The 26,262-nt window shown below is 58.3% G+C and carries 20 protein-coding genes; 17 read left to right on the top strand and 3 right to left on the bottom strand.

Annotated features, from left to right (window positions below; translation table 11 throughout):
* The first annotated feature begins 28 nt into the window (after positions 1 to 28).
* Positions 29 to 1,135, top strand: coding sequence for a hypothetical protein (locus ACOY6C_RS14795; RefSeq protein ID WP_420906290.1), 1,107 nt, complete (start codon positions 29 to 31; stop codon positions 1,133 to 1,135).
* Positions 1,136 to 1,333: 198 nt separating this feature from the next.
* Here the strand turns inward: ACOY6C_RS14795 and ACOY6C_RS14800 are convergent, their stop codons facing one another.
* The gene (locus ACOY6C_RS14800) at positions 1,334 to 3,331 is read right to left on the bottom strand and encodes a thioredoxin domain-containing protein (RefSeq protein WP_420906291.1); all 1,998 of its coding nucleotides are present in this window, start codon (positions 3,329 to 3,331) and stop codon (positions 1,334 to 1,336) included.
* Positions 3,332 to 3,488: 157 nt separating this feature from the next.
* On the opposite strand from ACOY6C_RS14800, the gene rpmH reads away from it, so the two are divergent.
* The 10 genes from rpmH (at position 3,489) to ACOY6C_RS14850 (ending at position 13,553) form a co-directional block, all read left to right on the top strand.
* On the top strand, positions 3,489 to 3,623 hold the full coding sequence (gene rpmH, locus ACOY6C_RS14805) for a 50S ribosomal protein L34 (protein ID WP_420906292.1): 135 nt from the start codon (positions 3,489 to 3,491) through the stop codon (positions 3,621 to 3,623).
* Positions 3,624 to 3,628: 5 nt separating this feature from the next.
* A complete protein-coding gene (rnpA, locus tag ACOY6C_RS14810; protein ID WP_420906293.1) occupies positions 3,629 to 4,009 on the top strand; it encodes a ribonuclease P protein component in 381 nt (126 codons plus the stop codon).
* A gap of 103 nt (positions 4,010 to 4,112) precedes the next feature.
* The gene (gene yidD, locus ACOY6C_RS14815) at positions 4,113 to 4,322 is read left to right on the top strand and encodes a membrane protein insertion efficiency factor YidD (protein WP_420906294.1); all 210 of its coding nucleotides are present in this window, start codon (positions 4,113 to 4,115) and stop codon (positions 4,320 to 4,322) included.
* A 15-nt stretch (positions 4,323 to 4,337) separates the two neighbouring features.
* Positions 4,338 to 5,993 carry a membrane protein insertase YidC gene (gene yidC / locus ACOY6C_RS14820; RefSeq protein ID WP_420906295.1) on the top strand — a complete coding sequence of 552 codons (1,656 nt, stop codon included), beginning with the start codon at positions 4,338 to 4,340 and terminating at the stop codon, positions 5,991 to 5,993.
* Between the two features lie 618 nt (positions 5,994 to 6,611).
* Complete coding sequence (gene mnmE / locus ACOY6C_RS14825) at positions 6,612 to 8,003, top strand: tRNA uridine-5-carboxymethylaminomethyl(34) synthesis GTPase MnmE (protein ID WP_420906296.1); 1,392 nt, start codon at positions 6,612 to 6,614, stop codon at positions 8,001 to 8,003.
* Positions 8,004 to 8,466: 463 nt separating this feature from the next.
* A complete protein-coding gene (mnmG, locus tag ACOY6C_RS14830) occupies positions 8,467 to 10,314 on the top strand; it encodes a tRNA uridine-5-carboxymethylaminomethyl(34) synthesis enzyme MnmG (RefSeq protein ID WP_420906297.1) in 1,848 nt (615 codons plus the stop codon).
* A 7-nt stretch (positions 10,315 to 10,321) separates the two neighbouring features.
* Positions 10,322 to 11,008, top strand: coding sequence for a 16S rRNA (guanine(527)-N(7))-methyltransferase RsmG (rsmG, locus tag ACOY6C_RS14835; RefSeq protein WP_420906298.1), 687 nt, complete (start codon positions 10,322 to 10,324; stop codon positions 11,006 to 11,008).
* Positions 11,005 to 11,769 carry a ParA family protein gene (locus ACOY6C_RS14840; protein ID WP_420906299.1) on the top strand — a complete coding sequence of 255 codons (765 nt, stop codon included), beginning with the start codon at positions 11,005 to 11,007 and terminating at the stop codon, positions 11,767 to 11,769. The genes rsmG and ACOY6C_RS14840 overlap by 4 nt, the downstream gene beginning before the upstream one ends.
* A gap of 5 nt (positions 11,770 to 11,774) precedes the next feature.
* The gene (locus ACOY6C_RS14845) at positions 11,775 to 12,701 is read left to right on the top strand and encodes a ParB/RepB/Spo0J family partition protein (protein ID WP_420906697.1); all 927 of its coding nucleotides are present in this window, start codon (positions 11,775 to 11,777) and stop codon (positions 12,699 to 12,701) included.
* Positions 12,702 to 12,719: 18 nt separating this feature from the next.
* Positions 12,720 to 13,553 carry a type II secretion system protein N gene (locus ACOY6C_RS14850; protein ID WP_420906300.1) on the top strand — a complete coding sequence of 278 codons (834 nt, stop codon included), beginning with the start codon at positions 12,720 to 12,722 and terminating at the stop codon, positions 13,551 to 13,553.
* A gap of 285 nt (positions 13,554 to 13,838) precedes the next feature.
* Here ACOY6C_RS14850 and ACOY6C_RS14855 read toward each other — a convergent pair whose 3' ends face one another.
* Positions 13,839 to 15,221: a sigma-54-dependent transcriptional regulator gene (locus ACOY6C_RS14855; protein WP_420906301.1), complete on the bottom strand. Its 1,383-nt coding sequence runs from the start codon at positions 15,219 to 15,221 to the stop codon at positions 13,839 to 13,841.
* The gene (locus ACOY6C_RS14860; RefSeq protein ID WP_420906302.1) at positions 15,218 to 16,672 is read right to left on the bottom strand and encodes a sensor histidine kinase; all 1,455 of its coding nucleotides are present in this window, start codon (positions 16,670 to 16,672) and stop codon (positions 15,218 to 15,220) included. Before ACOY6C_RS14860 ends, ACOY6C_RS14855 begins: the two co-directional genes overlap by 4 nt.
* A gap of 347 nt (positions 16,673 to 17,019) precedes the next feature.
* On the opposite strand from ACOY6C_RS14860, the gene ACOY6C_RS14865 reads away from it, so the two are divergent.
* From ACOY6C_RS14865 to ACOY6C_RS14890, 6 genes are all read left to right on the top strand, one after another.
* The gene (locus ACOY6C_RS14865) at positions 17,020 to 17,202 is read left to right on the top strand and encodes a hypothetical protein (protein ID WP_420906303.1); all 183 of its coding nucleotides are present in this window, start codon (positions 17,020 to 17,022) and stop codon (positions 17,200 to 17,202) included.
* Positions 17,199 to 17,669: a hypothetical protein gene (locus ACOY6C_RS14870; RefSeq protein ID WP_420906304.1), complete on the top strand. Its 471-nt coding sequence runs from the start codon at positions 17,199 to 17,201 to the stop codon at positions 17,667 to 17,669. The genes ACOY6C_RS14865 and ACOY6C_RS14870 overlap by 4 nt, the downstream gene beginning before the upstream one ends.
* A 96-nt stretch (positions 17,670 to 17,765) precedes the next feature.
* Entirely contained in the window at positions 17,766 to 19,490 is a 1,725-nt protein-coding gene (locus ACOY6C_RS14875) for a SulP family inorganic anion transporter (protein WP_420906305.1), read from the top strand.
* Between the two features lie 346 nt (positions 19,491 to 19,836).
* Positions 19,837 to 21,294 carry a complex I subunit 4 family protein gene (locus ACOY6C_RS14880; protein ID WP_420906306.1) on the top strand — a complete coding sequence of 486 codons (1,458 nt, stop codon included), beginning with the start codon at positions 19,837 to 19,839 and terminating at the stop codon, positions 21,292 to 21,294.
* Between the two features lie 10 nt (positions 21,295 to 21,304).
* Entirely contained in the window at positions 21,305 to 24,571 is a 3,267-nt protein-coding gene (locus ACOY6C_RS14885; protein ID WP_420906307.1) for a DUF2309 domain-containing protein, read from the top strand.
* A complete protein-coding gene (locus tag ACOY6C_RS14890) occupies positions 24,564 to 26,114 on the top strand; it encodes a proton-conducting transporter transmembrane domain-containing protein (RefSeq protein WP_420906308.1) in 1,551 nt (516 codons plus the stop codon). Before ACOY6C_RS14885 ends, ACOY6C_RS14890 begins: the two co-directional genes overlap by 8 nt.
* The last annotated feature ends 148 nt before the right edge of the window (positions 26,115 to 26,262 follow it).

Here is a 26,262-nt window from a genome sequence, read left to right on the forward strand (position 1 = left end):
ATTTTTTGTACTTGCGTGTATGTGACCGATGATTACCAACGAAAACACCTTCACCGTGCTGCATGCCGATCCCGAGGAGCGGGAGCGGGTACTTACCGACCACTATTGGGCGGCACGAGATAAAATTCTGAAACTCCTCTTGAACTACACGTTGATCGAATCGTTCAAGAAGTTCGTCAAGCGGCAGATGCCCTATCCCTACGTTTCGCCCTCGATGGTGCGTCCTCGGGCTGCCACGGCCAGTCGCGAATACACCTTGCACAACACCTGTCTGATCACGCTTTTGGATTCCCCCTTGCCAGGCAATCTGCGCAAACATTTCCGTTGTCGGGAGGGCAACCGGGTCACCCGCGAAAACATCGTGGACGTGGCGCCGGATATCCCGTTTTTGGAAAGTTACTGCGATTCCCATCGGGATTCAAGCCACCCGGCGTTTGTGAATCTTCTGCGCATGTTGTTGCCTCTGGACTATTCGTTGTTGATCCAGAACACTGCGGCGCCTGGGGATCCGGTGAAAAAGATCGAGCTGAGCAATTTTCATGTGCGCATCGAGCGGTTGACCGACAACGCCTTGCGGAATCTGGGCATCCATTTGAATTATCTCGAGCGTTCCTTGCGTGAAAAGGGGGATGATTTCATCGAGACGTTGGAGAAAAAGCTTTACGAGTACTACCACTTCTACCACAACGCCGGCGGTCGGCGTGCCGCTGCCGTGCACGCGGCGCAGCTTTTGTTGCGGGAAAAGTTACCTGGAACCATTCTGGTGGGTTCGCAACAGGACCGCCGATTGACCTTGTTGACTGTGCATGGCAAGAGTCAGGAGACCTCGGTGGAGCAGTTTTTCCTGATCAAGCTGAGCAGTGCCGCAGTATCCGAGTTGATTGATCTGGGTCATGAGCATCGTATTGACGTTCGAAAGAAATTTCTGATTTCGATTGATGACGAACATGAGGGATTGGTGGTGCTCAAGGCCGAGTATGCGCATACCGAGGCGGCCAGGCCGACGCTGGGTAATCAACCTCGGGATAGCGGGCAGATTCATGGGGACTGGTTGCATCTGGTACGGGAGAGCATTGTTCCGATCGTGCCGCATGAGACCACGCAGATTGGGTATTCGTTTGCCTATCGATCGTGAGAGGTTGGATGGGGAGACAATGGCTGGGTTGGTGACCAACTGGCGGGGTCCAGGGGTTTTTGATCAGAATCTCCCAAGTTACGGGGTCCAGGGACCATTGGCCTCTCGACCCCGTAACTTGCATGATGGGGGGAGAGCCCCCTCACCCCCCGTACCACGGACCTCCCTTCGGGAGTTCCATGGTAACCTGGAAACTCCTTATCCCTCCAACAACCCACGCAATCCCTCTACGGTCGCCACGGACGGATGACAGGCGCCATTCCGACAAACCCGCACCGACAAGACTCCCCTCTCCCCTTCCCCTTCCCCCACCTGCCGGCTCAATACCAATCCAGGCATCAAACGCCGACGAATCTCCCGCAACAATGCCAACTCCTGTTCCCCTTGACCGGATATCACCACCTCACACAACGCCTGCCCGCTGAACTCCAGGCTCCATAACATCTCGGTCACCATCGGCGCTCCCTGACGCCAACATCCTTCCAAACCAGTCCAGATACACCGCGTTTCGCGGGCCAGTTCACCCCCCGGATCCCGCGCCGCCAAACGATGCAACACGTTCATGGCCACCGAAAGACCGGACGGAATCACCCCATCATGCCATTCGACACGCGACGGAATCCCACTCGCCATGTCAATCGGGGTCAATTGCAACGGCGCGCCGGAAACCGGCTGAAAACGTCGCAACATCTCCATGGCCAACGTCTCGGCACGCCGTAACAACAACGGATCAAACCACGCCTCGTAACCATCCAGCAATGCCTGGATCAGAAAGGCGTAATCATCCAGAAATACCCCAGATGCCACCCGATCGCCACGCCAACTGTGGTGCAGCGGTTCCCGATTCAACATGACACCCAGGGCCAACCGCGCCGCCTCCAGATAGGCCGGTACCTCGAGTGCCGCTCCAACCTTGGCCAGGGCGGATACCATCAAAGCGTTCCAGGAGACCAGCACCTTGTCATCCCGCGCCGGCTCCGGTCGCATGGCCCGCTCACGCGCCAAGGCGGCCAACTCCCCGGCCCGACCGTCCAGACTCTCCCACAAGGCATGCGGCTCACCAAGAAAATTCACCACCACACGACCATCCACCACGGCCTCCGGCGTATCGGGCAAAAACCGTTCGATGAACGCCGTACCGCGCGCCTTCCCCAACAGCGCAATCACCTCGTCCTGGGTCCAGGTGTAGTACAACCCCTCCTCACCCGCACTGTCCGCATCCAGCGAAGAGATGAAGGTGCCATCCGGCAGCCGGAAACGGTTGAGCAGATCATCCAGAATCGCCCGCGCCACCCGCGCGTGACGCACCTGCCCCGTCAACTGCCATGCCTCCAGATAGATCCGCGCCAACAAAGCGTTGTCGTACAACATGATCTCGAAGTGCGGCACCTGCCAGGCCCGATCCGTGGCATAACGGTGAAAGGCCCCGCCAAGCTGATCGCGAATGCCACCCGCGGCCATGCGATCCAGGGTGTCGAGTACCGGCTGAATCAACGCCTGATCCGCACCGCGCGCGCCCTGACGCAGAAAATGCGAGAGGATCGTGGGTTGCGGAAATTTGGGCTGTTCACCAAATCCACCCCACTCCGGATCGAGTCGTTCGGTCCAGAAAAGCATGGCCGCCAGGGCCGGATCCGTGCCCGGACGCAGATTCCATCCCCCTCCTCCCGGTTTGGGCAACCCCGGCAGACGGGATTGCAACCAGTCGCGCAACTCACGGGCATCCTTGAGCAACGCCTGGCGTCGCTCCCGCCACTGGGTGGCGATCAGCGTGATCAACTGCTTGAAGGAGGGACGACCCCAACCCGGCTCGGGCGGGAAATAGGTTCCGCCGTGCAACGGCAGCAGCTCCGGGGTGGCGATGACATGCAGCGGCCAGCCACCTGAACCGGTCATGGTGGTGAGAATCTCCATGAAATGGGCATCCAGATCCGGTCGCTCCTCCCGATCCACCTTGATGCACACATAATCCGCAGCCAACAAGGAGGCTACCTCGTGATCGGTGAAACTCTCCCTCTCCATCACATGACACCAGTGACAGGCCGCGTAACCAATCGAAATCAGAATCAGCTTTCCCTCTTGCCTGGCCTTATGCAGCGCTTCGTCGCCCCACGGATACCAATCCACCGGATTGTGGGCGTGTTGCAACAGATAAGGGCTGGTGGCGTGAATCAAACGATTCGGGGTGTTGGTCACGGCAAACTCCGCGTGCGAGATGGTCTGTCAAGGGTCGGTTGCATGGGACAGGCCGCATGAACCGTTCAGGATTGTCAAAAGGCTTGACGCGACAAAGGAAAAATTGCATAATGGATGGTCCGTTCAATACAAATCAAGGCAGAAGGATCCTCAAACCGTGAAAAGACCCTTTCAACCCAGCAAAATCCGTCGCAATCGCACCCACGGGTTCCGGGCGCGCATGGCAACCCACGATGGTCGCGCGGTGCTCTCCCGTCGCCGTGCCAAGGGTCGTCGCAAGCTGATCCCATAATCGATATGCCGGATACGTCGGATTTCCGTTTTCCGAAATCCGCCCGGCTGCTCGTTTCCGGAGAGTTTCAGCGGGTCTCCTCCCGTGGGCGACGGATTGCCACCCAATTCTTTATCCTGTTGACCCTCCCTGTCCAGTCCGACCAAACCCGACTGGGCATCACGGTCAGCCGCAAGGTGGGCAACGCGGTGCAGCGCACGCGCGTCAAACGTGTGATCCGCGAACAGTTTCGTCTGTGTCGTCTGCGGTTTGCCTCGGGATACGATTGCGTGGTCATCGCCAAACCCCAGGCCGGTCGCACCATCAACGCCGAGTTGCATGACGACCTGCGCGATCTGTTCAGCCGGCTGGAAAAATGGGCCGCTCGTCCGCTTGATCCGGCATGACCATGCACGGGTTGTGGATGGATGGCACGGCACCGTCGAATCCCGGAGGGGAGATTCATGGGTGGAGGCGATGGGGGATCCCCATCCTGATGATTTGATTGCCATGCGAAAACTTCTTCTCGGCCTGATCCGTCTGTATCAGCTTCTGATCTCCCCCGTGCTGCCCAGCAGTTGCCGGTTCTACCCGAGTTGCTCCCACTATGCCGCCGATGCCGTTTCCCGTCATGGCTCGCTCAAGGGGAGCTGGCTCACCCTGCGCCGCCTGGGAAAATGTCACCCGTTCCACCCCGGCGGATTCGACCCCGTCCCTTGAATCTAGGATACCTCCATGGATCGTCGGACTCTCCTGGCCATCACCTTGTCGTTTCTACTCCTGATCGTCTTCCAGACCGTCTCGGATCTCTACCTGACCCCGCCCCAGCCTGCCCAAACCACGGAACAACAGGCCAAGGAGGTCAAACAGGAGCCCAAGGAGAGCCAATCCATCGAGAAATCGATTCAGGATCAGGCCAGCGTCGAAGCTGCCAAACCCCCGCAGGCCCACACGACCACTTCGCAGGAAAAGGTCATCGATCCACGCGAGCAACGGTTCGAATTTGACAACGGCGTGATCGTTGGTCAGATCTCCAACCTCGGCGCAACCCTCACCCAGGCCAAATTCTTAAAGAATTTTGACAAGTTGCCGCCAGAAGGGAAACCGATCGAATTCCTGAGCCCAACCGGAAATCATCTCTTTTTCGAAGAGAGCGGTTTCCTCGGCGAGGTCGGCGTCGATCTGCCCAATCGCAAATCGGTCTGGACACGGGTCGGCAGCGGCAAAATCGGTCCCAATGCCCCGCTCACCCTGGTTTGGGAAAATGGAAAGGGTTTGAAATTCGAAAAGATCTTCACCTTTCAAACCAACTCCTACCTGATCACCACCAGCGATCGGGTTATCAATTCCTCGGACAAACCGGTGGTGTTGTTTCACTTCGCCCATTTTGCGCGTATCGAGCCCAAACCCGCCGATCAGCAGGCCATGGCCCCGGTTGATTTCGAGGGACCGATGGGTTACCTGGATGGCACGCGCGTGCAACATATCTACGAGGATCTTAAAAAACAGGATCAGCGTATCAATGGCCAGGAGGGGTGGGTAGGATTCAGCGATAAATATTTCCTGGCCGCTATCGTGCCCGAAGCGAACAGCGGTACCAAGAAGTATTATTTCGATTTTGACGATCCTACCCATCGGGTCGGAAGCGTGGCCGGCAAGCAGGAGTTGCGTGCAGGCGGAATGCTCGAGAAGTCCACGCGACTGTTTATCGGTCCCAAGGAGGTCCGCAATCTGGAAGCCCTGGGCCTGAACCTGGAGCGCTCCATCGACTATGGCTGGTTCCATTTCCTGGCGGTGCCTCTGGTTAAAATTCTCTTGTTCTTCAACGATTTTCTCCATAATTACGGTGTCGCGATCATTCTGTTGACCGTCATCATCAAGATCCTTTTCTTTCCGTTGGCCACCAAGAGCTATCGCTCGATGAACGCCATGAAAAAACTGGCGCCAAAACTCGAGGAGATCAAAAAGCTCTACAGCCACGACAAGGCGATGATGCAGCAAGAGACCATGCGCATGTACCAGGAGAACAAGGTCAATCCGCTTGGTGGATGCCTGCCGATCGTGGTGCAGATTCCGGTCTTCTTCGCTCTTTACAAGGTGTTGTTTCTTTCTGTGGAGATGCGGCAGGCGCCACTGTTTTTGTGGATTCAGGATCTCTCCATCATGGATCCCTACTACGTTTTGCCGATTTTGATGGGCATTTCCATGTTCATCCAGACCAAGATGAATCCGGCACCTGCCGATCCGGTCCAGGCCAAGGTAATGCTCTTTTTGCCGGTTGTGTTCACCTTCATGTTCTTGAGCTTTCCGGCAGGATTGGTGCTTTATTGGTTGGTCAATAACGTCCTCTCCATCGCCCAGCAGGGCTATATCATGAAGTTGGAGAAGTGAGTGCAGGTAGGTCGGGCAGGCCAGCACATGAGTTGATCAGGGAGATACCTGGACTGGCTTCCAATCAGGGGGCAGGCATACCAGTTGGGGGCCGGGCATAGTTGGGGGCCGGGCATACCAGTTGGGGGCTAGGCTAACAGTTGGGGGCTGGGCATACCATTTGTTTGGGGGCCGGGCTAACAGTTGGGGGCTTGTGACCACTGGTGGGGTTCGGGGCGAAGCCCTGGGACTCTTCATTTGCCTTTCGCGCGCTTTTACGATAAGCGATCTTTCGCATTCTTTGCGAAAAGTCGTGCAAGTGTGAGGTTTTATATGCCCCTTCCGTTGCCCGTCAGGGCAATGGAGGGGGCGAACGGCTTGCGGCAGCTATAGACGCCTTCGGCGGACTGATTCCGGGCCATGTTGGCGGCATCGTTTCGCTAAAGGCGCGAAACGATGCCGCAGCCAAGGCGGCGCGCAGCGTTTTTTCGCAAAAGATGCGAAAAAACGCTTTTTTGTAGAGCGCGCTAAAGGCAAAAACAAAACCTCGGAGACTCTGTCTCCGAACCTCTGCCGGGAACCTTCGGTCCCCGGACCCCTGCAATCGTTTTATTCCGTACCATAACTCCGACCCGTCTCATGCTCCCCACCCTCCTCGACGATCACCCCATTGCCGCCCTGGTCACCTCTCCCGGCACCTCCGCAGTCGCCATTATCCGCATCAGTGGCTTCCAACTCCTCGATCGCCTGTATCCCATCCTGCGCCATCCGAATGGCTACCCAGTCTCCCACTCAGACCTGATACCACGCCTCCTCAAACGCCTGAATCTCATCGACCCACAGACCCATCAAACCCTCGATCAGACCATGGTCGTCTACTTCCCCGCCCCCCACTCCTACACCGGCGAGGAGGTGGTGGAAATTCAGGGACATGGCGCGCTGGTCCTCATTCAACGCACCCTGGAAATCTTGGGCGAAATCGGCATCCGTCCCGCCAAGCCCGGCGAGTTCACACGCCGAGCCTGCATGAATGGCAAACTCGATCTCACCCAAGCCGAAGCCATCGCCGCACTGATCAATGCCTCCTCCATGCGCGCGGCTCGCGAAGCCCTGCGCCAATTGGAAGGATCACTCCAACAACCCATCGAAACCCTCCGGGAACGCCTGCTGACCGTCTTGGCGCATGTTGAAGCCAGCCTCGATTTTGCCGATGAGGATATCGATCCCCTACCCTCCCCCATGATTCTGCAGGAGCTGAGTCAGGCCACCGAAGCACTGGGAAAGCTTCTGCGCGGAGCACCATTGGGGGAACGATTGCGCGAGGGGTTCCATTTGGTCATCATCGGACGACCGAACGTCGGCAAATCAAGTCTGTTCAACCATCTGTTGGGCCGAAAACGCGCCATTGTCTCCCCTACTCCAGGCACCACCCGTGATTGCATCGAAAGCAGCCTGGAGATCGCGGGTATCCCCGTTATCTTGCTGGATACCGCCGGTCTGCGTACCACCGATGAACCGATTGAAGCCGAAGGCATTGCGCTCACGCGCGAAAAATTGCGCCAAGCGGACGGAGTGCTGATGCTCCTGGATGCCGAATCCGGACTCACCCCCGAAGATCAGGATCTGCTGAACGACGTGGCCGATAGCCATGCCATCGTGGTCTGGAACAAGATGGATCTCTATACCGGCGCATATGACTTGCACATCACCACTACCATGCCCACGGCACGGGTCTCGATTCGTACTGGCGAAGGGTTGGATGAGCTGGAATCGGCGATCGGGCGCTTGCTGTTGCCTGTACCGGTGGATGGCGAAGGGGCCATCATCCTGGCGGCACGTCAAAAGGAGGCCCTGACACGCGCCCTGCGCGCCCTGATTGAGTGCGAAACCCTGATCATGCACAATAGACCAGGTGAGGTCACGGCACTCCCTCTGCGCGCGGCGTTGGAGGCTCTGGGAGAGATGATCGGTCATGTCACCCATGACGCACTGTTGGATCGCATTTTCAGTTCTTTTTGTATCGGAAAATAATTATAATTTAAATCATATATTCTCATTCAAACTCTGTTCAACATTGTTTCACGTGGAACATTCCCCTCACGGATGAGTTTTTTTGGTTGATGTTTCACGTGGAACATCCCTCCCACGGATGAGTTTTTTTGGTTGATGTTTCACGTGGAACATCCCCCTCACGGATGAGTTTTTTTGGTTGATGTTTCACGTGGAACATCCCCCTCACGGATGAGTTCTTCTTTCACGTGGAACATCCCCCTCACGGATGAGTTCTTCTTTTTGGTTGATGTTTCACGTGGAACATCAGATTGATAAGTTTTCCATTTTCTGAACCCATCCTTTTCGCCTGGAATCCCCCTACCCTCACCCATCCGCACGCCCAAACCCTTGCCACCCTGCATTGGTGTTGATACTATCTGCTGTCTGGCTTTCTCTTGCCACGCGTCCAAACCACGACATACTTTTTTAATTCTGGATACCCATGCTGGGCACTCACCGTTTCGACATCATCGTCGTAGGTGGCGGACATGCTGGTTGCGAGGCCGCTCATGCCGCCGCAAGCATGGGCGCCCATACACTTCTTCTTACCCATAATCTCGATACTCTGGGACAGATGTCGTGCAATCCGGCCATTGGTGGGCTCGGCAAGGGTCACCTGGTGCGAGAGATCGATGCCTTGGGCGGCCTCATGGGTTTGCTGGCGGATCGCGCTGGCATTCATTTTCGCATCCTGAATCGCAGCAAGGGACCTGCCGTTCGAGGTCCACGGGCGCAGATGGACAAGCTCGACTATCGGCGGGAAACTCGCGCAGCCCTGGATGCCACCCCCAATCTCACCATTCGTCAAGGAGAAGCGACAAGCCTGCTTATCGAAGGTGATCGTGTTTGTGGTGTTATGACCGACTGGGGATATCCCTGTCGTGCCTCTGCGGTTGTTTTGACAACCGGAACCTTCCTGCGTGGTTTGGCCCATATCGGCGAACGAACCTTTCCAGCGGGTCGTCTTGGCGATGCGCCAAGCATGACCTTAAGCGATTCATTGCGGGAACTGGGTCTGATTCTTCATCGTCTGAAAACCGGGACTCCACCACGCCTGGATGGCCGCAGCATCGATTGGTCGCATCTCGAACCTCAGCCGGGCGAAACGCCACCCGTTCCCTTCTCCCATGTGACAAAAGAGATCTGTCGCCCACAGGTCGTTTGTCACATTGCCTTCACCAATGAGAAAACCCATGAGCTGATTACCAGCAATCTGCACCGGGCTCCCCTATACTCGGGTCAGATCAAGGGAATCGGTCCTCGATATTGCCCCTCGATCGAGGACAAGGTGGTTCGCTTCAAGGAGCGTGATCGCCATCAGATCTTTCTCGAGCCCGAAGGGTGGCGCACCCAGGAGATCTATCCAAATGGCATCTCCACCAGTCTGCCGATTGATATTCAACACGACCTGGTACGTTCCATGGAGGGTTTGGAGCGCGCTGTGATCATCCGACCTGGATATGCCATTGAATACGACATGGTGGACCCAACCCAGTTGGATGATGCCTTGGCGGTCAAGGGGGTGAAAGGGCTCTATTTGGCGGGTCAGATCAATGGCACGACCGGGTATGAAGAGGCGGCGGGTCAGGGGCTTATTGCAGGAATACAGGCAACGCGCTTTCATCAAAATCGGGCACCGATTCGCTTTGATCGCTCGGAGAGTTATCTGGGTGTGATGATCGATGATCTGGTTACCAAGGGAGTGGATGAGCCCTATCGGATGTTTACGTCGCGCGCGGAGTTTCGCCTGCTGCTGCGCACGGATAATGCCGATACACGCCTGACACCCTTGGGTCGGGAGATCGGTTTGGTTGACAATGCACGCTGGCAGACTTTCATAGCCAAGCAGGAGCTTCTGGAATCAACGCGCACACGACTGCAAGCCACCCGCATTCATGCGCAGGAGACCGGGCTTGCAGATGGTCGGGATAGAAAGAGCGCCTGGGAGTGGTTGCGAGGTGAGGAGCTGTCGTCGCATCGCATTTTTGAGTTGGCTGGTTTGGAAGGAGTCCCAGATGAAATCCGAGATACCCTGGATACCGAAGCCAGCTATGCCGGTTACCTGACACGTCAGGAGGATGAGATCCACCGATTTCGCAAGTCCGAGTCTATCCGAATACCAGAAGACCTCGATTGGATGGGTATACCGGGTTTGTCCACGGAGTTGCGTCTCAAGTGGATGAAAATCCGTCCCAGAACCCTTGGCCAAGCCTATCGTATTCCGGGTTCAACACCCGCAGCCATCTCGGTGTTGATGGTCCACTTGAAGGCTGTCGTAAAATGTTCCTGAGATTGGCATGAACACAATCCACAACGCCATTACGTATGACTGGCAGGCTTTCTTTGCAGCACTGCGCCTGGTTTTCCAATTGAATTCTGACAGCGAGGAGAAGCTGAAGCAGTATGTCGAGCAATTGCTGCGCTGGAATCAAACCTACCATCTCATAGGTCCTGCGGCAGTTCGAGAGCTGTTGACCCGACACTTGCTTGACTCATCCTCGCTGATACCCTTTTTGCCTGAGACTGGGATAATCGCGGATATGGGTTCCGGAGCGGGACTGCCAGGGATTGTGCTGGCTTTACTCTCATTACCATCAAGACAATTCCACCTTTTCGAAGCCAATCAGAAAAAGGCGAGATTTCTTCAATTTATTGCCTCTGAACTCGCCATGGGCGACCGGGTGGTTGTGCATAAGCGGCGTGTCGAGGAGGCCATGGAACTGCATGGAACGTTTGATTGCACAACAAGTCGAGCCTTGGCGGATCTGGATGGACTAGCCAAACTCTCCAGACTTCTTCTTAAAGTGGACGGCATCTGCTTGGCGATGAAGGGCAGAAGAGTGTATGACGAGTTATCCGAGTTTGCGCATGGCAAACAGTCATCCTTTTTCAACCAACCGTTCATCCATACCTCGCCGTTTGGAGGTGAGGGGGTGATCGTTCAGTTGCGCAAGGTTCCACGTGAAACAGGGGTGAAGGGATGAAACAGATCATTGCCATTGTCAATCGCAAGGGTGGCGTGGGAAAAACCACCACTGCGGTCAACCTTGCGGCTACCTTTGCAGCGACCGGAAAAAGAACGTTGCTGGTTGATTTCGATCCACAGGGCAATACCACTACAGCCTTCGGTATCTCCAAGGAGAGCAATCTCCCCACGGTGTACGATGTCCTGACCGGTCAAGCGAGTTGGAAGGAGGCAACCCGTGCTATTGTGGGCAGTGGTATGCTGGGAGTGATTCCCTCCACGGCTGACTTGAGTGGCGCCGAGGTAGAACTGGTGAACACCAAGAGCCGTGAATACCGATTGCGAGAGCGGTTGAAAAGTTTGGAGGGGGAGTACGACACCATTCTGGTGGATTGTCCTCCTTCCTTGGGTCTTTTGACTCTCAATGCCTTGGCTGCTGCGCATGGTGTTCTGATCCCCCTTCAATGCGAGTACTATGCCATGGAAGGGTTGAGTCAAGTGCTGCGCACCATGGAGATCATTAAAAAGAGCATCCATCGCTCCCTGGAGATGGAAGGGATTCTGTTGACCATGTATGATCAGCTCAACCCCAGCAATCTTGCAATCGAACAAGAGGTTCGACACCACTTTGCCAGCCAGACCTTTGCAACGATCATTCCGCGCGATCCCAATTTAAGCATTGCGCCATCGGTTGGCCGTCCGGGTGTTTGGTATCATCCCTGGTCGGCTGGATCGAGAGCTTATCTGCAATTAACTCTTGAACTGCAACACAAGGATTGAGAATCATGAAAAGCTTACAAACTGACATGGGGCAGGGACTGGCCGCCTTGCTTGGCGAAGCTGCTTTGGCTCCCTCAGTCAAAGAAAAAATCTTGATGATTCCAATTGATCAAATTTTTCCAAATCCGTATCAACCGCGTCAAAATTTTTCCGAAGCCTCGTTGAGCGAATTGGCGGATTCAATACGGGAGCAGGGTGTACTGTTACCGATCATCGTTCGTCACAAGCCAACGTTCGAAGAGGCGTTTCAGTTGATTGCTGGTGAACGTCGCTGGCGTGCGGCTAAGTTGGCCGGGTTGGATCAGATTCCGGCCATGTTCAGACGCATCAGTGATCGACAGATGCTGGAAATTTCCATTCTGGAGAATGTACAGAGGGAAGATCTCAATCCGGTTGAGGTGGCGCGCGGCTGCGCCCAGCTGATCGAGAAATTCGGCTACAGCCACAAGAAGGCAGCGCTGCGCATCGGCAAGAGTCGGGAAACGATCACCAATCTGCTGCGTCTGTTGCGTTTGCCTGAGTCGATCCTGGCGTTGATCGAGTCCGGTCATTTAAGCATGGGGCATGCGCGGGCGATGGTACGTTTGGAAAGCAAGCCTGAGCTTCTGGATCGGGTTGCCGAAATGGTGATCGAGCAGAATCTTTCGGTGCGCCAAACCGAGGAGCTGTTGCGCACACTTGAGCAGGAGGAGGCGAAGCAGGTCGAGCCTGGCGAGGAAGGGGTGTCCGTGGAAGAGGAGGAAGGGAGTCCTATCTTGGCCAAGCGTCGCAAGGATCCGATGATCCTCTCCATCGAGGAGCGTTTGACCGAAACGCTCGGCACCAAGGTTTCCATCACGCATCTCAAGGGAAAAGGTAAGGTGATTGTGGAGTATGCGACCTTGGAGGAGCTGGAGGGGTTGGCGGATCAATTGTTGCGGATTTCGGAGTAGGCGTTGGGCGATGGAGAGATGATTGCGCGCCTGGCCTTCTGGTCAAGACTGGCCCTGATTGCCCTGCTCGCTTGGGAGGCGGCGGAGTGGAGCTGGCGCCTTGTCGTTCCGGAGTCGATGGCGATTGTTGAGCACGCGACGGGGGAGGGGAGGGGAGTACCTGGCGATCAAAAGCGCTCGAGTGGTGGGGTGGGGGAGGGAGTACGAGGTCTTTTTGGGGGATCCACTACCACAGGCGTGATTGCCAGTGAGGCAACGGTTATCGAAACTCCGGTGACCCGATTGAATGCGCGTCTGATGGGGATTCTTTACGACTCGGAAAGCTCGGTGTTGTGGCGGGGTTTGATCCGTGGAGAGGGGATTCCCGAGGGCTCCTACGGGGTAGGGGATCGGGTGGGGCCGGCGATACTTGTGCGTGTTTCGTGGGATCGTGTGGTGTTGGAGCACCAGGGACGGTTAGAGACGTTGCTGTTGCCAAAGCTTGAATCCGGACCAGTGGTGGAGTCCAAGACGCGCAAGCAGGTGTCGGGAGAGACGCAGGCATTGATCGGGACATTGTGGAATCAGTTCGAGAAGAGTCCGGAAAGCATTTTGGAGAATATTAGAATCGAGCCGGTGTTCACCAACGGACAATTTGGTGGGGTACAACTTTTTCCTGGTCGGGATCCGAATTTTTTGCAGCAGTTCGGGGTACAGCCAGGGGATGTAGTGACCTGGGTGAACGGGGTGGAGTTGACGGATCCGATGAAGGGGATGGCGGTATTGGGAACATTGGGATCGGCTCAGACGATGCAGTTCACGGTACGACGCGGGAACGAGTCGCACGCGTTTGAGTTCAGCCGGCAGAAGTGAGTCAACGAAGCAGGTTGATCTGGCTGAATTTGATAAGCTATTTTAATTAAACTGCACCAAATTTTTTATTTTTGTTTTTTACGTAACCTGCATGATGGGGGGAAGAACCCTTTTCTCCATCATGCAGGTTACGATAAGATATTTCTTTTGCGAAACATCGTTTCTTGACGGGCACGTTAAAAAGCAAAGTCAAAAGCCAAACCTCGGAGGCTCTGCCTCCGGACTTGCGCCGGAGATCTTCGGTCCCCCCTGCAATACCCGATCAATCCCCAGAATTGACGCTGCTCAGATCGTCCCACCACCCTCTTCTCCTGCCACCAACCGCAACCGTTTGAGTTTACGCCACAACGATACCCGATCGATCCCCAGAATTGACGCTGCCAGGGTTTGATTTCCTCCCGCCTCACCCAACACCCAACGAATGTAATCCCCCTCCAACTCCTCCAACGTCGGGGATCCGCCCGGACGGCGGTGAAAGGCACGAATCACTCCAACCCGTAACATGTCCGGCCAGTGGGAGACATCGATCTCTTCCCCTTCGCACAACGCGACCGCACGTTCGATGAGATTTTCCAACTCACGGATGTTGCCTGGAAAATCATACTCTCGCAGCAACGCCATCGCCTCCGGGGAGATGCGTCGCGCCGGACGCTCCATCCGCTCGGCGCCACGTTTGAGAAAATGGTTGGCCAACAGCTCGATATCACCACGCCGCTCTTTCAACGGAGGGATCGCCAAGGTGATCACATTCAAGCGGAAATAGAGATCCTTGCGAAACCGCTCGCGCACCACCGCTTCCGCCAGATCCCGGTTGGTGGCGGCGATGAATCGGGCATTGATGGGAATCGCCCGCGTACCACCCACCCGCCATACCTCACGCTCCTGAATCGCCCGCAACAGCTTGACCTGCATGGCCGGACTCATTTCGGTCACCTCGTCGAGAAACAGCGTGCCGCCTCCGGCGCTCTCCATCAATCCGGCCTTGGCCTGGATCGCGCCGGTAAAAGCCCCCTTTTCGTGACCGAACAGCTCGCTGGCCAGCAGTTCTTCGGTGAACACCCCACAGTTGACCGCCACGAACGGACCTTCCGGACGCCCCCCATGCCGATGCAGCTCACGGGCGATCAACTCTTTGCCCACCCCGCTTTCCCCGGTGATCAACACGTTGCAACCGGTCGGTGCCACCTGCCGTGCGGTTTCGAGCAGCTTGATCATCCCGGGATCACGGGTGATGATCGGTCCTGGCGCGCGCAGTCCATGAATCTGCTCGCGCAACTGACGGTTCTCACGTTTGAGACGGACCTTGGCCAGCGCCTCGCCGACCAGACCGCGCGCCTCTTCCAATCGGTAGGGCTTGGCGATGTAGTAGAAGGCTCCGGCGCGCATCGCCTCGATCGCCGACTCCAGGGTAGCGAATCCCGTGATCAGAATCACCTCGATTTCCGGATAGCGGGCCTTGCAGTGGTGCAGCAGCCCCATGCCATCCATCCCCTCCATGCGCAGGTCGGTCAACACCACCTCGAAGGTCTGACGGGCCAACAGCTCCACGGCACGCGCGGCGTTTTCCGCCGTACTCACCCGATATCCTTCCTTGCGCATCACATGCGTCAGATTGCGCGCCGCGATTGTCTCGTCATCCACGATCAGAATGGCTCCGGTTCCGCTCATGCCCCACCCTCCTGTTTGACTGGCAGCCTCACCACGAAACGACTGCCCTGCCCTGGTTCACTTTCCACCGCGATGCACCCTTCGTGCTCCTCGACCACTTCGTAGACCACCGCCAGTCCCAATCCTGATCCCTGTCCAACCGGCTTGGTGGTGAAAAAGGGATCGAAAATCCGTCCCAGATCCGCCTCGGCGATACCGGATCCGCTATCCAACACCTCGACATCGCACCACGGGGCACGGCAGCGACAGGCGGCAAACCAGCTCTCCGGATCGACCCGCGATTCGGACAGGGGATGGACGAGACGAATCCGCACCTCGCCCTGGTCCGGGATTGCGTCCACCGCGTTCTTGATGAGGTTGATGAACGCCTGCTGCAAACGACGTCGATCCCCCACGACTACGGTTTCGAACGGGATTTCGCTCAACACCCGGATGCGTGTCGGGATGTTTCCCTTGCTGAATCGAATCGCCTCTTCGATGGTATCGGCCAGCGGCACTTCGGCGCGTTGAAAGTCCCGATCACGGGCCAGATCGAGTAGTGAGCGCACAATATCCCGTGCCCGGCGGGTCTGCTGATCGATCTGTTCCACCAGTTCACGCCGGAATTCGGCATCTGCGGAGTCCAGTTCCTCGGCGAGGATCTGGCTGGAGGTGGAGATGTTGGAGAGCGGATTGTTGAGTTCATGCGCGACACCGGAGAGCAGGGTGCCCAAGGAGGCGAGTTTTTCCGAGCGCAGCAGATGTTTCTGACGCATACGCAGCTCGTTGAGCACCCGGTTGAAGGCGCGGGTCAACGAAACGATCTCCTGGTCGTTGGCCGGGATGTGGATGCGGGTGAACCGTCCTTCCGCGACTCCGGCCATGGCCTCTTCGATCTGACGCAAAGGCTGGACGATCCGCCGGGAGAGGACCGCGCCCATCAACAGGATCACGGCGATGGCCACCAGCATGGCCACGAGCAGCAGCAAGCGATGTCGTTCCAGGGCGCGATGCACCACCTGACGTTCCGCATCGGCCAGCTCTTCGGCGGTGGTGACCAGCGACTTGCCCAGTCTGCGCAAACGGGATTCGTGCCATTGCGAATGCTCCGGATCCGACTTCAGGGAGGCATGGGCCAGTTGTTGATAATCCTCCAGCCAGCCGCGCGCCTCGATGAGTTCGGCCCGTGGTCTGGCGACGAGGGTTTCGGTCTCGTTGAGATCCTGACGTGCCCGTTCCACGTAGTGAAGCAGTTGTTCGAGGTCGCCCTGTTGCTGATACAGAAAGAAATTCTTCTCGTAACGTCGCATCTCCAGCACATCGTTCAAGAACCGATAGAACTGTTCGCCGGTGAACAGACGGGTGGACAACAGGCGCAGCTCCACCAGGGTGAAAAGGCTCAGTCCCAGGGCGAGGGCGCTGATCAGGGTGTAACCGAGCAGAACCTTGCGGCGCAGAGAGCTTTGCAGCATCGTGGGTGCTCCAGAGGCGGTGATACCGGTGACAGGGTGTCCAAGTCATCCATGCAACGGACGACTGTTGCATTTTGCAAGAGAGTATTGCATTTAGTCGCCCTTCCGCCAGCCTTTTCATAAGCATTTGATTGTTTACAAATTAATAACAAATCCCATCAAGATTTTCATCCACGCCGTGCATCCTGTGTTGCATCATGCAACACAAGTATCCTGATTTGTTATGGGGTGTTTGAGTCAACAATTTGAAATACAAGCATTAAATTTTATGGCATGGCATCTGCCATCCTTCCATTCAAGCAACCTTGATTCCACTATTTCGTTCGTTTGAACCGAGAGGTACGACCATGATCCCCTATTTTTCATCTTTGTTGGAGCGTCATTGGCTGGCTGTGACCTTTGCCGAGGCGGGTGAGCCGGAACAGGCGTGCTGGCTGCTCGAGGCGCCGGTCGCGCCGCGCGAGAACACGGATCGTCACGATCCGACGATCGTGTTGCGGGATGGGCAGCCCGTGGCGTTGCCGACATGATCACTTCGGCGCCACTGGAGCGACTGTTGACCGCGTCGGCCTTTGCCGAGGCCGGGGAGTTCGAGACAGCCCGCCAGATGAGTCGCGCCACGCGGGAGATCCTGCTGGTGGTGCGCGGAGACGAGCCGCAAGCCGAGCTGTTGGCCACGACCCGGGCGATGATGGAGCGTCTGGATGCCGGGGTGGAGATTTTGTTGGCGCGATCCGGAACCGAGCAGCATGCGGATTGGGATGGGTTTGTCCGCGAGGTGATGGTTTCGGGTCGTTCCGCGCGCATGGTGCACCGTCCCGGCATCTCCTGGCAGACGGTTCTGGCCCATGCTCGCGCGGTCTCCGGGATTGTTTGCATTCTGGTCGAGTCGTTGGAGAAATGGGGCTTGCCCGGCAATGCGGAGCGGCGGCGTTCACCGTTCTGGAGTCGGCGGTTGCCGTGTCCGCTGGTGGTGGCCCGACCGGCGGTGCATTGATGAAACCGAGGATCACGCTTCACATCCGTGTTGAGGCTCTTTGGAGGGTATCCCTGTTCTTGGCGTGTCGCAACGATTGAATAAGGATTGAAATTCATGTCTTCATTGTCAAAAATCTTTCCATTCCTGGGATGGTTTCCCATGCGGCTCGGCGCCTTGCGCGCCGACGTCGTGGCCGGCATCACCGTGGCCCTGGTGTTGATTCCGCAATCGATGGCCTATGCCAACCTGGCTGGCCTGCCCGCCTATTACGGGCTCTATGCCGCCTTTCTGCCTGGCGCCGTGGCTGCGTTGTTCGGCTCCTCGCGTCAGCTGGCCACCGGGCCGGTGGCCGTGGTGTCGCTTCTGACCGCCTCGGCCCTTTTGCCTTTCGCGCAACCTGGCAGCAACGAATTCGTCTCTTTAGCCATCCTCATGTCCCTGTTGATTGGCGTGGTGCAACTGGCGCTCGGTCTGTTGCGTCTGGGGGTGGTGGTCAACTTCCTCTCTCATCCGGTGATTCTCGGCTTCACCAATGCCGCCGCGTTGATCATCGGTTTGTCGCAGCTTTCCAAGATTTTTGGTGTCAAGATGGGGCGCAGCGATCATTTCCTGGTCGATATCTGGGGGGTGTTGCAGCAGCTTCATCTGGTCCACTGGCCATCCCTGGCCTTTGGCGTGGTGTCGTTTGCCATCATGTTCATCTTGAAAAAAAAGCGTCCCGGCCTGCCGAGCGTGCTCATCGCCGTGGCCCTTTCGACGCTGGTGAGCTGGGGGATCGGCTTCGAGGCCATGGGCGGCAAGGTGGTTGGCGCGATTCCGCAGGGATTGCCCACCCTGGCCATGCCCGGGCTCGATTTGGAGCGGATCGTGTCTTTGGCCGGCACCGCCCTGGTGATCTCCCTGGTCGGTTTCATGGAGGCCATTTCCATCGCCAAGGCCATGGCCGCCCGTACTCGTGACAGCATCGATCCCAACCAGGAACTCATCGGTCAGGGACTTGGCAATCTGGTTGGCGCGTTCACTCAATCCTATCCCACCTCCGGCTCTTTTTCGCGTTCCGCAGTCAACCTCGATGCCGGGGCCAAAAGCGGTCTCGCATCTGTTTTCACGTCGTTGATGGTTCTGGTCACCCTGTTGTTTCTCACCCCGCTTCTTTATCACCTCCCGGAGGCGGTGCTTGCCGCGGTGATCATGATGGCCGTGGTGGGTTTGATCAACTTCCACGCCATTGGTCATGCCTGGCATGCCAACCGTCACGACGGGATCGCAGCCATTGCCACCTTCATCGCCTCTCTTGGTTTTGCCCCGCATCTGGACAAGGGGATTTTCTTCGGGGGTGGCCTGGCGATCATTCTGTTTCTCTATCGCACCATGAGTCCGCGTGTTGCGCTGCTTGGTCTTTATGAGGATGGGACCTTTCGTGATTTGGCATTTTACCCCCATCTTCCGACTGATCCGGAGATCATCGTGATTCGGTTCGATGGTCAACTTTATTTTGCCAATGTTTCCTATTTCGAGGAGATGGTTTTGAGCGCCGTATCCACCAAGCCCGATGCCCGTTATTTGTTGCTGGTTGGCGATGGGATCAATCAGCTCGATGCTTCCGGCGAGGAGGTGATCCATCATCTGGTGGAGCGGTTGCGGAAAAATGGCATTGTCATGGTATTTTCGGGTCTCAAGCGGCAGATTCTCCAGGTGATGCATGCCACCGGGCTTTTTGAAATGATTGGTGGCGATGCGAACATTTTTTCCACCGAGCAGGGTGCGTTGGGGAGCATTTACGATCGGTTGGGGCGGATGCGTGATCGGCCTCTTTTACCGGTGGAGAGTCCTGCGTGAACCGTTGACGAAGCGGGCGGGAGATTACATGATGATTGTGTGATTGTTAAGGTGGCTTGCTGCCGCATGCCATTCGTCCTGGGTCGTTGTCAGAAGGCGGCAACGACCCAGGGCACATCAGATCGTGCGCTTTTTACGACAAGCATTTTTCCGCAGAAGACGAGAAAAAATTTTTGTCGTTAAATGCGCACCAAAAGCCGAATAAAAAAGATAAAGACAAAATCAAAAGATAAAAAAGATCAAAAAGAAAGGCAAAAAAAGTCCCAAGGGCTTTGCCCTTGGATCCCGCCATGGGCCATGGGCCCCTGGACCCCGCTCAATGGAAGAACCTTTCGTTCCGTCATCGATGAAACCTCTGCTGACCCTGTTGCTGCTCCCCGTGCTCGGCGCCGGATTGATTCTCCTGCTGCCTTCCGCACGCACCCGCTTCGTGGCGATCCTCTCGGCCACCGCCACCCTTGCCATGACCCTCTGGCTGGCAACCGGCTTCATCACCACCCAGGGCCAATGGCAACTGCTGGAAAAAACCCTCTGGCGCCCCCAATCCGGCAGTCAGTTCGCCCTCGGCGTGGATGGCATCGCCATGCCCATGCTGCTCTTGGCGGCCCTGCTCTCCCTGGTTGCGATCCTGGCATCGGGCGGAATCAAGGAGCGGATCAAACCCTACCACATCCTGATCCTGCTTCTGGAGGCGGCCATGCTCGGGGTCTTCATGGCCCAGGACTGGTCGATCTTCTACATTTTCTGGGAACTGACCCTCCTGCCGCTCTTCTTTCTCATCAACGCCTTTGGCGGCAAACAACGCAACCGCGCGGCCCTCAATTTCGTGCTCTATACCATGGGCGGCTCGGTTTTCATGCTGATCGCCCTGCTGCTGGCCTTCGACGCCTCCCAGGTCCATACCTTCTTGATGAAGGAGATGGCCGAGGGATTGCGCGGGATTTCGAAAGAGCTGCAAATCCTGATCTTCGCCGGATTCCTGATCGGTTTCGGGGTGAAGATGCCGATCTTCCCCCTGCATGGCTGGCTCCCGCTCGCCCATGTCGAGGCCCCGAGTCCGGTGAGCATCCTGTTATCCGGCGCACTGCTCAAAATGGGCTCCTATGGCCTGATTCGCGCCGCCATGATGGTGCCGGACGCGGTGGTGACCCTGCGGGAGCTGCTGGCCACCCTCGCCTTCATCAACCTGATCCACGGCGGGGTTCTGGCCTGGAAACAGACCGATCTGAAAGGAATGGTCGCCTATTCGTCGGTGAGCCACATGGGGGTGGTGCTGCTCGGCATCGCCGCCCTCAACCACGACGGCATCACCGGCGCCATGTTGCAAATGGTCTCCCACGGCCTGACCGCCGGCGCGATGTTTCTGATCATCGGCCTGCTCTACGAACGCACCCACACCCGCGACATCCGCGAATACGGCTCGTTGACCAGAGTCGCGCCCCGCCTCTCCTTTTTCGTGGCTCTGGCCTTCATGGCTTCGGTGGGGGTGCCGGGGACCTCGGGTTTCATCGCCGAACTGCATGTCATGCTCGCCGGCCTGGAACGGTGGGGTTGGCCGGCGGCTCTGCTGTCGGTGGGCATGCTGGTGAGCGCCGCCTACGCGGTGCGTACCGTCGGATGTCTGTGCACCGGGCCGGAACAGCCCAAACTCCCGGCCATCCACCCTCTGGGACGCATGGAGCTGGCCGCCGCCGGAATCCTGGCCATCGGCATCGTGACGTTGGGTTTTCTGCCTGCGCCGTTGATCGACTTGATGGCCGGCTCCCTCACCCGATTCGGCGACCTGTTCGCCGCGCGCCTGTAGGGGAGGGGTCATGGCCCACGCACCCTCACACGCCGCGGATACCCCCCTGACCGGTCGCGACCGGATCCAGGCTGCCATCCACCATCTGGAACACCTGGTTCCGGGTCAGGCCTCGATTCGCGATTTCGTCCATCACAACACCCTGCACGGTTTTCAACACCTGGATTTCGCCAGTGCGTTGTCCGAAGCTCGGAAATATACCGGAATTTATGGTTATCTTTCGGCGGAACGGTTCCGGGAGCTGTTTGCCGAGGGGCGCATCGACCATGAGGATCTGCGCGCGGTGCTGGAGGCCGATCCGGCCTTGTGCGCTGCCGAGCCGGTCGGGCCGACCCGACGGGGTGAGATTTTGCTTTTGAAGTTGCAATTCGGCATCGGAGCCATCACGTCGCGGCAGTTGACCTGGGAGATCGCGGAGAAGGGGGCGCTGGAGCGGTTGCAACCCGACCTCTCCCAGGAGAGTCGGGATCGGATCGGGCTGGAAGAGGGGCGCGAAGGGGTGGGGGCGTTGTGGCGCGCCTGTCTGGAGAGTTTTGGTTTGAGCCATCGGGCCGGGTATGGGGAACAGCGTCTGGATCTGGCCAGCGAGGAGGACGCGCCGTTTCCGGACGAGACCACCCGTTTGGCCGAACTGGAGGAGCAGCGGGAGATCATCGCCGCGATTCGCGCCGAATCGGCGCGCCAGTGGGAGGGGCTGGTTGGACGGGTGGGACGGGATCTGACGCTGCGCGGTCTGTTGCGACAGGTAACCGGCGAGGATCTGCTGGAATCGATTCGCCCCTATCTGTTGCGCTATCTGAGCGGTTTTCTCGATCTGGGGGTGGCGAGCTGGACCCTGCCGGAGCGGGAGGAGGGGTTTTATCGGGTCTGGAAACGGCATGCCGTGCAAGAGAAGGGGCAGGGACTGGAAGAGCTGCCGGACTGGGAGGAGCAACTGGCGGAACTTCCGGATGACGCGCTGGAGACGATCGGATTCTGTTTGAAACGGTTGGAGCTGCCCGAGGCCCGTTGGGGAGGGTATCTGGAGCGGTTGGCGCTGGAGTTGCCCGGCTGGTCCGGGATGGTGATGTGGCGCTCCCTGCGTCCGGGATATGGCGGCAGTACGGCCCTTGTGCGCATGGCCGATTATCTGGCCGTGCGGCTGGTGACCGAGCGGCTGTTCGCCTTGCGGCTGTGTCGTGCGATTTGGCTGCTCGAACCGACCCTGGGGATGCTGGGGTGGCATTTTCAGCGCTATCGTGGTGAGTTTTTCGCGCGGCACGCTCTTTTTTCCGGAAGTTTGCCGGAATTTCTGGCCTCGCGCGCCAGTCGGCTGATCCATCGACCGGCCAGCGACCCGGCTCTTCCCGCCGAATGGCGCAAGCTTGCCTGGCAGATCTGGACCGAAACCGACGGACTCAACAACACGCGCAGCCACTCCGCGGCCAGCGCGCACGCCTGGCCGCTGTTCGTGCTTTGCCAGCATCTCGGCCTGACCGCCGAGAAGGTGCGCGACCTGGGCGTGGAGGGGGCGCAAGCCCTGGTGGCGGTGCTTGAGTCGTTGGACGAGGAGCAGGAGGGATTTCTGTGGCTCAAGGCTTACGAGCGGCACTATCGGGAGCGGATTTTCGCCGCTCTGCATGCCAATCGGGGGCGGGGCCGCTGGGCGGTTCGGGAGCAGCGTCCCGAGGCCCAGGTGATCTTCTGCATGGACGATCGCGAGGAGGGGATCCGGCGCCATCTGGAGGAGATCGCGCCCGGCATCGAGACCTTGGGCGCGGCGGGTTTCTTCGGGGTGCCGGTCAACTGGCGCGGCCTCGACGACACCGCCTTGACCCCGCTCTGTCCGGTGGTGGTGGTCCCGTCCCACATCGTGGACGAACAGGCGCGTCCTGGCCATGATCCGGCCTTGCGACGCCATCGGCGCTGGCTGGGCCTGCGCGGCTGGTGGCAACGGTTGACCATGCGCGCCAGCCACCGGGGGATCCTGGTCCCCACGCTGATCCCGCCCCTGCTGGCGCCGCTGGCTTGGGTGTCTCTGTTCGCACGGAGCTGGTTTCCCGTACCGTTCGCCCGCCTGACCGGATCCGTGGCCGAAAGACTGGATGCGTCCATCCCGACCGAGATGACCCTCACCGCGCCCGACAGCGAGACTCCCGCGTCTCCAGAGAGTCCGCGCGTCGGCTTCACCCTGGACGAGCAGGCCGAGCGGGTGGCGGGATTTCTGCGCACCATCGGTTTGACCGACGGTTTCGCGCCGGTCGTGGCGATCCTGGGTCACGGCGGCAGCAGTCAGAACAACCCCCATCTGGCCGCCTACGATTGTGGCGCGTGCAGCGGGCGGCATGGCGGGCCGAATGCCCGGCTGTTCGCGGCCATGGCCAATCATCCCGATGTGCGTTTTCGTCTGCGCGGCATGGGGATCGACATCCCGGAGGATTGCTGGTTTGTCGGCGGTGAACACAACACCGGCGACGAGACTCTTTTCTGGTTCGATCGCGACCGTCTGCCAGCGGGCGGGCAGGGGGCTTTGGTTCGTCTGGAGGCTCCGTTGGAGGCCGCCCGGTTCGCCTCGGCCCATGAGCGGGCCCGGCGGCTCGCCTCGGCTCCGCACGATGGATCGCGGGAGCGGGCCCATGCCCACATGCAACGGCGCGGGGTGGATTTCAGCCAGGCCAGACCGGAGCTGGGTCATGCCACCAACGCCGTGGCCCTGATCGGACGGCGATCGGTGGCGCGCGGCGTTTTTTTCGACCGGCGCATGTATCTGATCTCCTACGATCCCACCCGCGATGGGGATGGTCGCATCGTCGAATCGATCCTGCTGGCCGCCGGACCGGTCGGCGCGGGCATCAGTCTGGAGTATTATTTTTCCACGGTGGACAACGACCGGTTCGGGTGTGGCACCAAAGTGGTTCACAACATCACCGGCCTGTTCGGGGTGATGGAGGGGTGTGCCTCGGACCTGCGCACCGGTCTGCCGCGTCAGATGATCGAGATCCACGAGGCGATGCGGTTGTTGGTGATCGTGGAGCAGCGTCCCGAGATTCTCACCGAAATCTATCTGCGTCAGGAGCCGATTCGCGAGCTGGTCGGCAACGGTTGGATCGAGCTGGCCTGCATCGACCCGGAGAGCGGGGAGATCCAGCATTTCACGCCGGGGAGCGGCTGGCGGGTCTGGGAGAACACCTTGCCACCCCCACCGTTCGCGGCCAACTCGACCGATTGGTATCAGGGTCACTCCGAACCTCTGCCGCCCGCGCTCATCGCCCTGCCCGAGGAGTCGGCCCATGTCTGATGGTTGGATCCTGATTCCGTTGCTCCCCCTGTTGGCCGCGCTTTGGATCGGCATCGGCATGCTGACCGGTTCCCGGGTTGGCGAGGCGGGTGAACGGGGCACGGCCCGCATCGCGTTGTTGGCGGCGGGTGGTTCGTTCCTGTTATTGCTGGCGCTCGATCTTCTCGCCCTGCTGCATGCTCCGCCGGGGCATCGGATCTACTTCCCGTGGCTGGTGAGCGGGGAGTTCAGGGTGACCGTCAGTCTGCTTCTGGACCGTCCGGCCCTCTTCATGGCCACCCTTTCGGCTGCCGGATGTTTGGTGACGCTCCGTTTTTCGGTGGATTATCTGCATCGCGAGGCCGGGTTTCACCGTTTTTTCGCCATTCTGAGCCTCTTTACCGGCGGCATGCTCACCATCGCCCTGGGGGGAAATCTGGTATTGACCTTTGTCGGTTGGGAGCTGGCGGGTCTGGCCTCCTATCTGTTGATCTCCTACATGCGCGACCGTGCCGTGGCCGCCGAGAACGCCACCCGTGCCTTTGTCACCAACCGGTTCGGGGATGCGGGTCTGCTTTTGGCCATTGCCCTGGCCTCGAGTTGGGGTGCGGGGCTCGAGTGGCCGGTGTTGTTCATGGCCTCTCATGAACGTCTGCAACCGCCGGTACCGATCGTCGCCTTTGGATTGGTGATCGCGGCCCTGGCCAAATCCGCGCAGCTTCCTTTTTCCGCCTGGATCGCCCGTGCTCTCGAGGGCCCCACGCCGTCGAGCGCGGTTTTTTATGGTGCCCTGATGGCCCATGCCGGCATTTTTCTGGTGATCCGCGCCGAGCCGTTGTTCTGGCATGCGCCGGTGTTGATGGTGCTCATGTTGATGCTGGGGCTGCTTACCGCCTTGTTCGCCATGGCCATCGGACGGGTGCAGAGTGATGTGAAAAGCGCTTTGATCTATTCCACCCTGGCGCAGTTGGGTTTGATGTTCGCCGAGTGTGGTGCCGGTTTTTTCGATCTCGCCTTGTGGCATCTGGTTGCCCATGCCTCCTGGCGTCTTTATCAATTCCTCTTGTCCCCATCCTATCTTCATTTGGGCGAAGGTGCGGCGCCACAGGTGCATGAGGTCTTGCGGAACAGTCATGACCTGTACAATTTTGCCTTGCATCGTGGTTGGCTCGATGCCCTCACCGACGCGTTGATCACCCGTCCGACCCTGGCGTTGGCCCGTGATGCGCGGTTGTTCGACGAGTTGGTCATCAACCGCATTGCCGGGCGTCCGTTGCGGGATACGTTGTTGGCCGCGCGTGCGGAGTGGAACGATTTTTCCAGTGTGGTGGATGGAGCAGGCATTGGTGTGGCGGGTGGGCGTGGCATGTTCGGGCGGGTGTTGGAGCGTGTGGCGCGGGTTTTGTCGTGGGTTGAGGAGCAGTTCGTTCTCAAGAGCAGTGGTGATGGTTTGGTGAAGACGTTGGCCTTCCTGGGGAACTATCTGACCCGTGCCGAGCAGTCGCTGGGGGAGACGAGGTATTTGATCTTGATGATTGTGTTGACGTTTTTGATTATTTTGTAGCGGGTGAGGCAGAGTGAGGCGGGGCCAATCACCAACGGTTACGGGGGACGGGGGGGCGAAGGCCCCCGGCGGAGGTTGGGAGGCAGAGCCTGCAAGGTTTTGTTTTTGAAAATGCAGAAGAAAATTGAAAAATTGAAAACAAATAAAG

The sequence above is a fragment of the Candidatus Magnetaquiglobus chichijimensis genome (genome assembly GCF_045865675.1).
In the GTDB taxonomy this organism is placed as follows: domain Bacteria; phylum Pseudomonadota; class Magnetococcia; order Magnetococcales; family Magnetaquicoccaceae; genus Magnetaquiglobus; species Magnetaquiglobus chichijimensis.

Coding starts and splice junctions, on each gene's coding strand:
- ACOY6C_RS14795 (WP_420906290.1), top strand. CDS start 29: ATGATTACCAACGAAAACACCTTCACCGTGCTGCATGCCGATCCCGAG.
- rnpA (WP_420906293.1), top strand. CDS start 3,629: ATGCCGGATACGTCGGATTTCCGTTTTCCGAAATCCGCCCGGCTGCTC.
- yidD (WP_420906294.1), top strand. CDS start 4,113: ATGCGAAAACTTCTTCTCGGCCTGATCCGTCTGTATCAGCTTCTGATC.
- yidC (WP_420906295.1), top strand. CDS start 4,338: ATGGATCGTCGGACTCTCCTGGCCATCACCTTGTCGTTTCTACTCCTG.
- mnmE (WP_420906296.1), top strand. CDS start 6,612: ATGCTCCCCACCCTCCTCGACGATCACCCCATTGCCGCCCTGGTCACC.
- mnmG (WP_420906297.1), top strand. CDS start 8,467: ATGCTGGGCACTCACCGTTTCGACATCATCGTCGTAGGTGGCGGACAT.
- rsmG (WP_420906298.1), top strand. CDS start 10,322: ATGAACACAATCCACAACGCCATTACGTATGACTGGCAGGCTTTCTTT.
- ACOY6C_RS14840 (WP_420906299.1), top strand. CDS start 11,005: ATGAAACAGATCATTGCCATTGTCAATCGCAAGGGTGGCGTGGGAAAA.
- ACOY6C_RS14845 (WP_420906697.1), top strand. CDS start 11,775: ATGAAAAGCTTACAAACTGACATGGGGCAGGGACTGGCCGCCTTGCTT.
- ACOY6C_RS14850 (WP_420906300.1), top strand. CDS start 12,720: ATGATTGCGCGCCTGGCCTTCTGGTCAAGACTGGCCCTGATTGCCCTG.
- ACOY6C_RS14855 (WP_420906301.1), bottom strand. CDS start 15,221: ATGAGCGGAACCGGAGCCATTCTGATCGTGGATGACGAGACAATCGCG.
- ACOY6C_RS14860 (WP_420906302.1), bottom strand. CDS start 16,672: ATGCTGCAAAGCTCTCTGCGCCGCAAGGTTCTGCTCGGTTACACCCTG.
- ACOY6C_RS14865 (WP_420906303.1), top strand. CDS start 17,020: ATGATCCCCTATTTTTCATCTTTGTTGGAGCGTCATTGGCTGGCTGTG.
- ACOY6C_RS14870 (WP_420906304.1), top strand. CDS start 17,199: ATGATCACTTCGGCGCCACTGGAGCGACTGTTGACCGCGTCGGCCTTT.
- ACOY6C_RS14875 (WP_420906305.1), top strand. CDS start 17,766: ATGTCTTCATTGTCAAAAATCTTTCCATTCCTGGGATGGTTTCCCATG.
- ACOY6C_RS14880 (WP_420906306.1), top strand. CDS start 19,837: ATGAAACCTCTGCTGACCCTGTTGCTGCTCCCCGTGCTCGGCGCCGGA.
- ACOY6C_RS14885 (WP_420906307.1), top strand. CDS start 21,305: ATGGCCCACGCACCCTCACACGCCGCGGATACCCCCCTGACCGGTCGC.
- ACOY6C_RS14890 (WP_420906308.1), top strand. CDS start 24,564: ATGTCTGATGGTTGGATCCTGATTCCGTTGCTCCCCCTGTTGGCCGCG.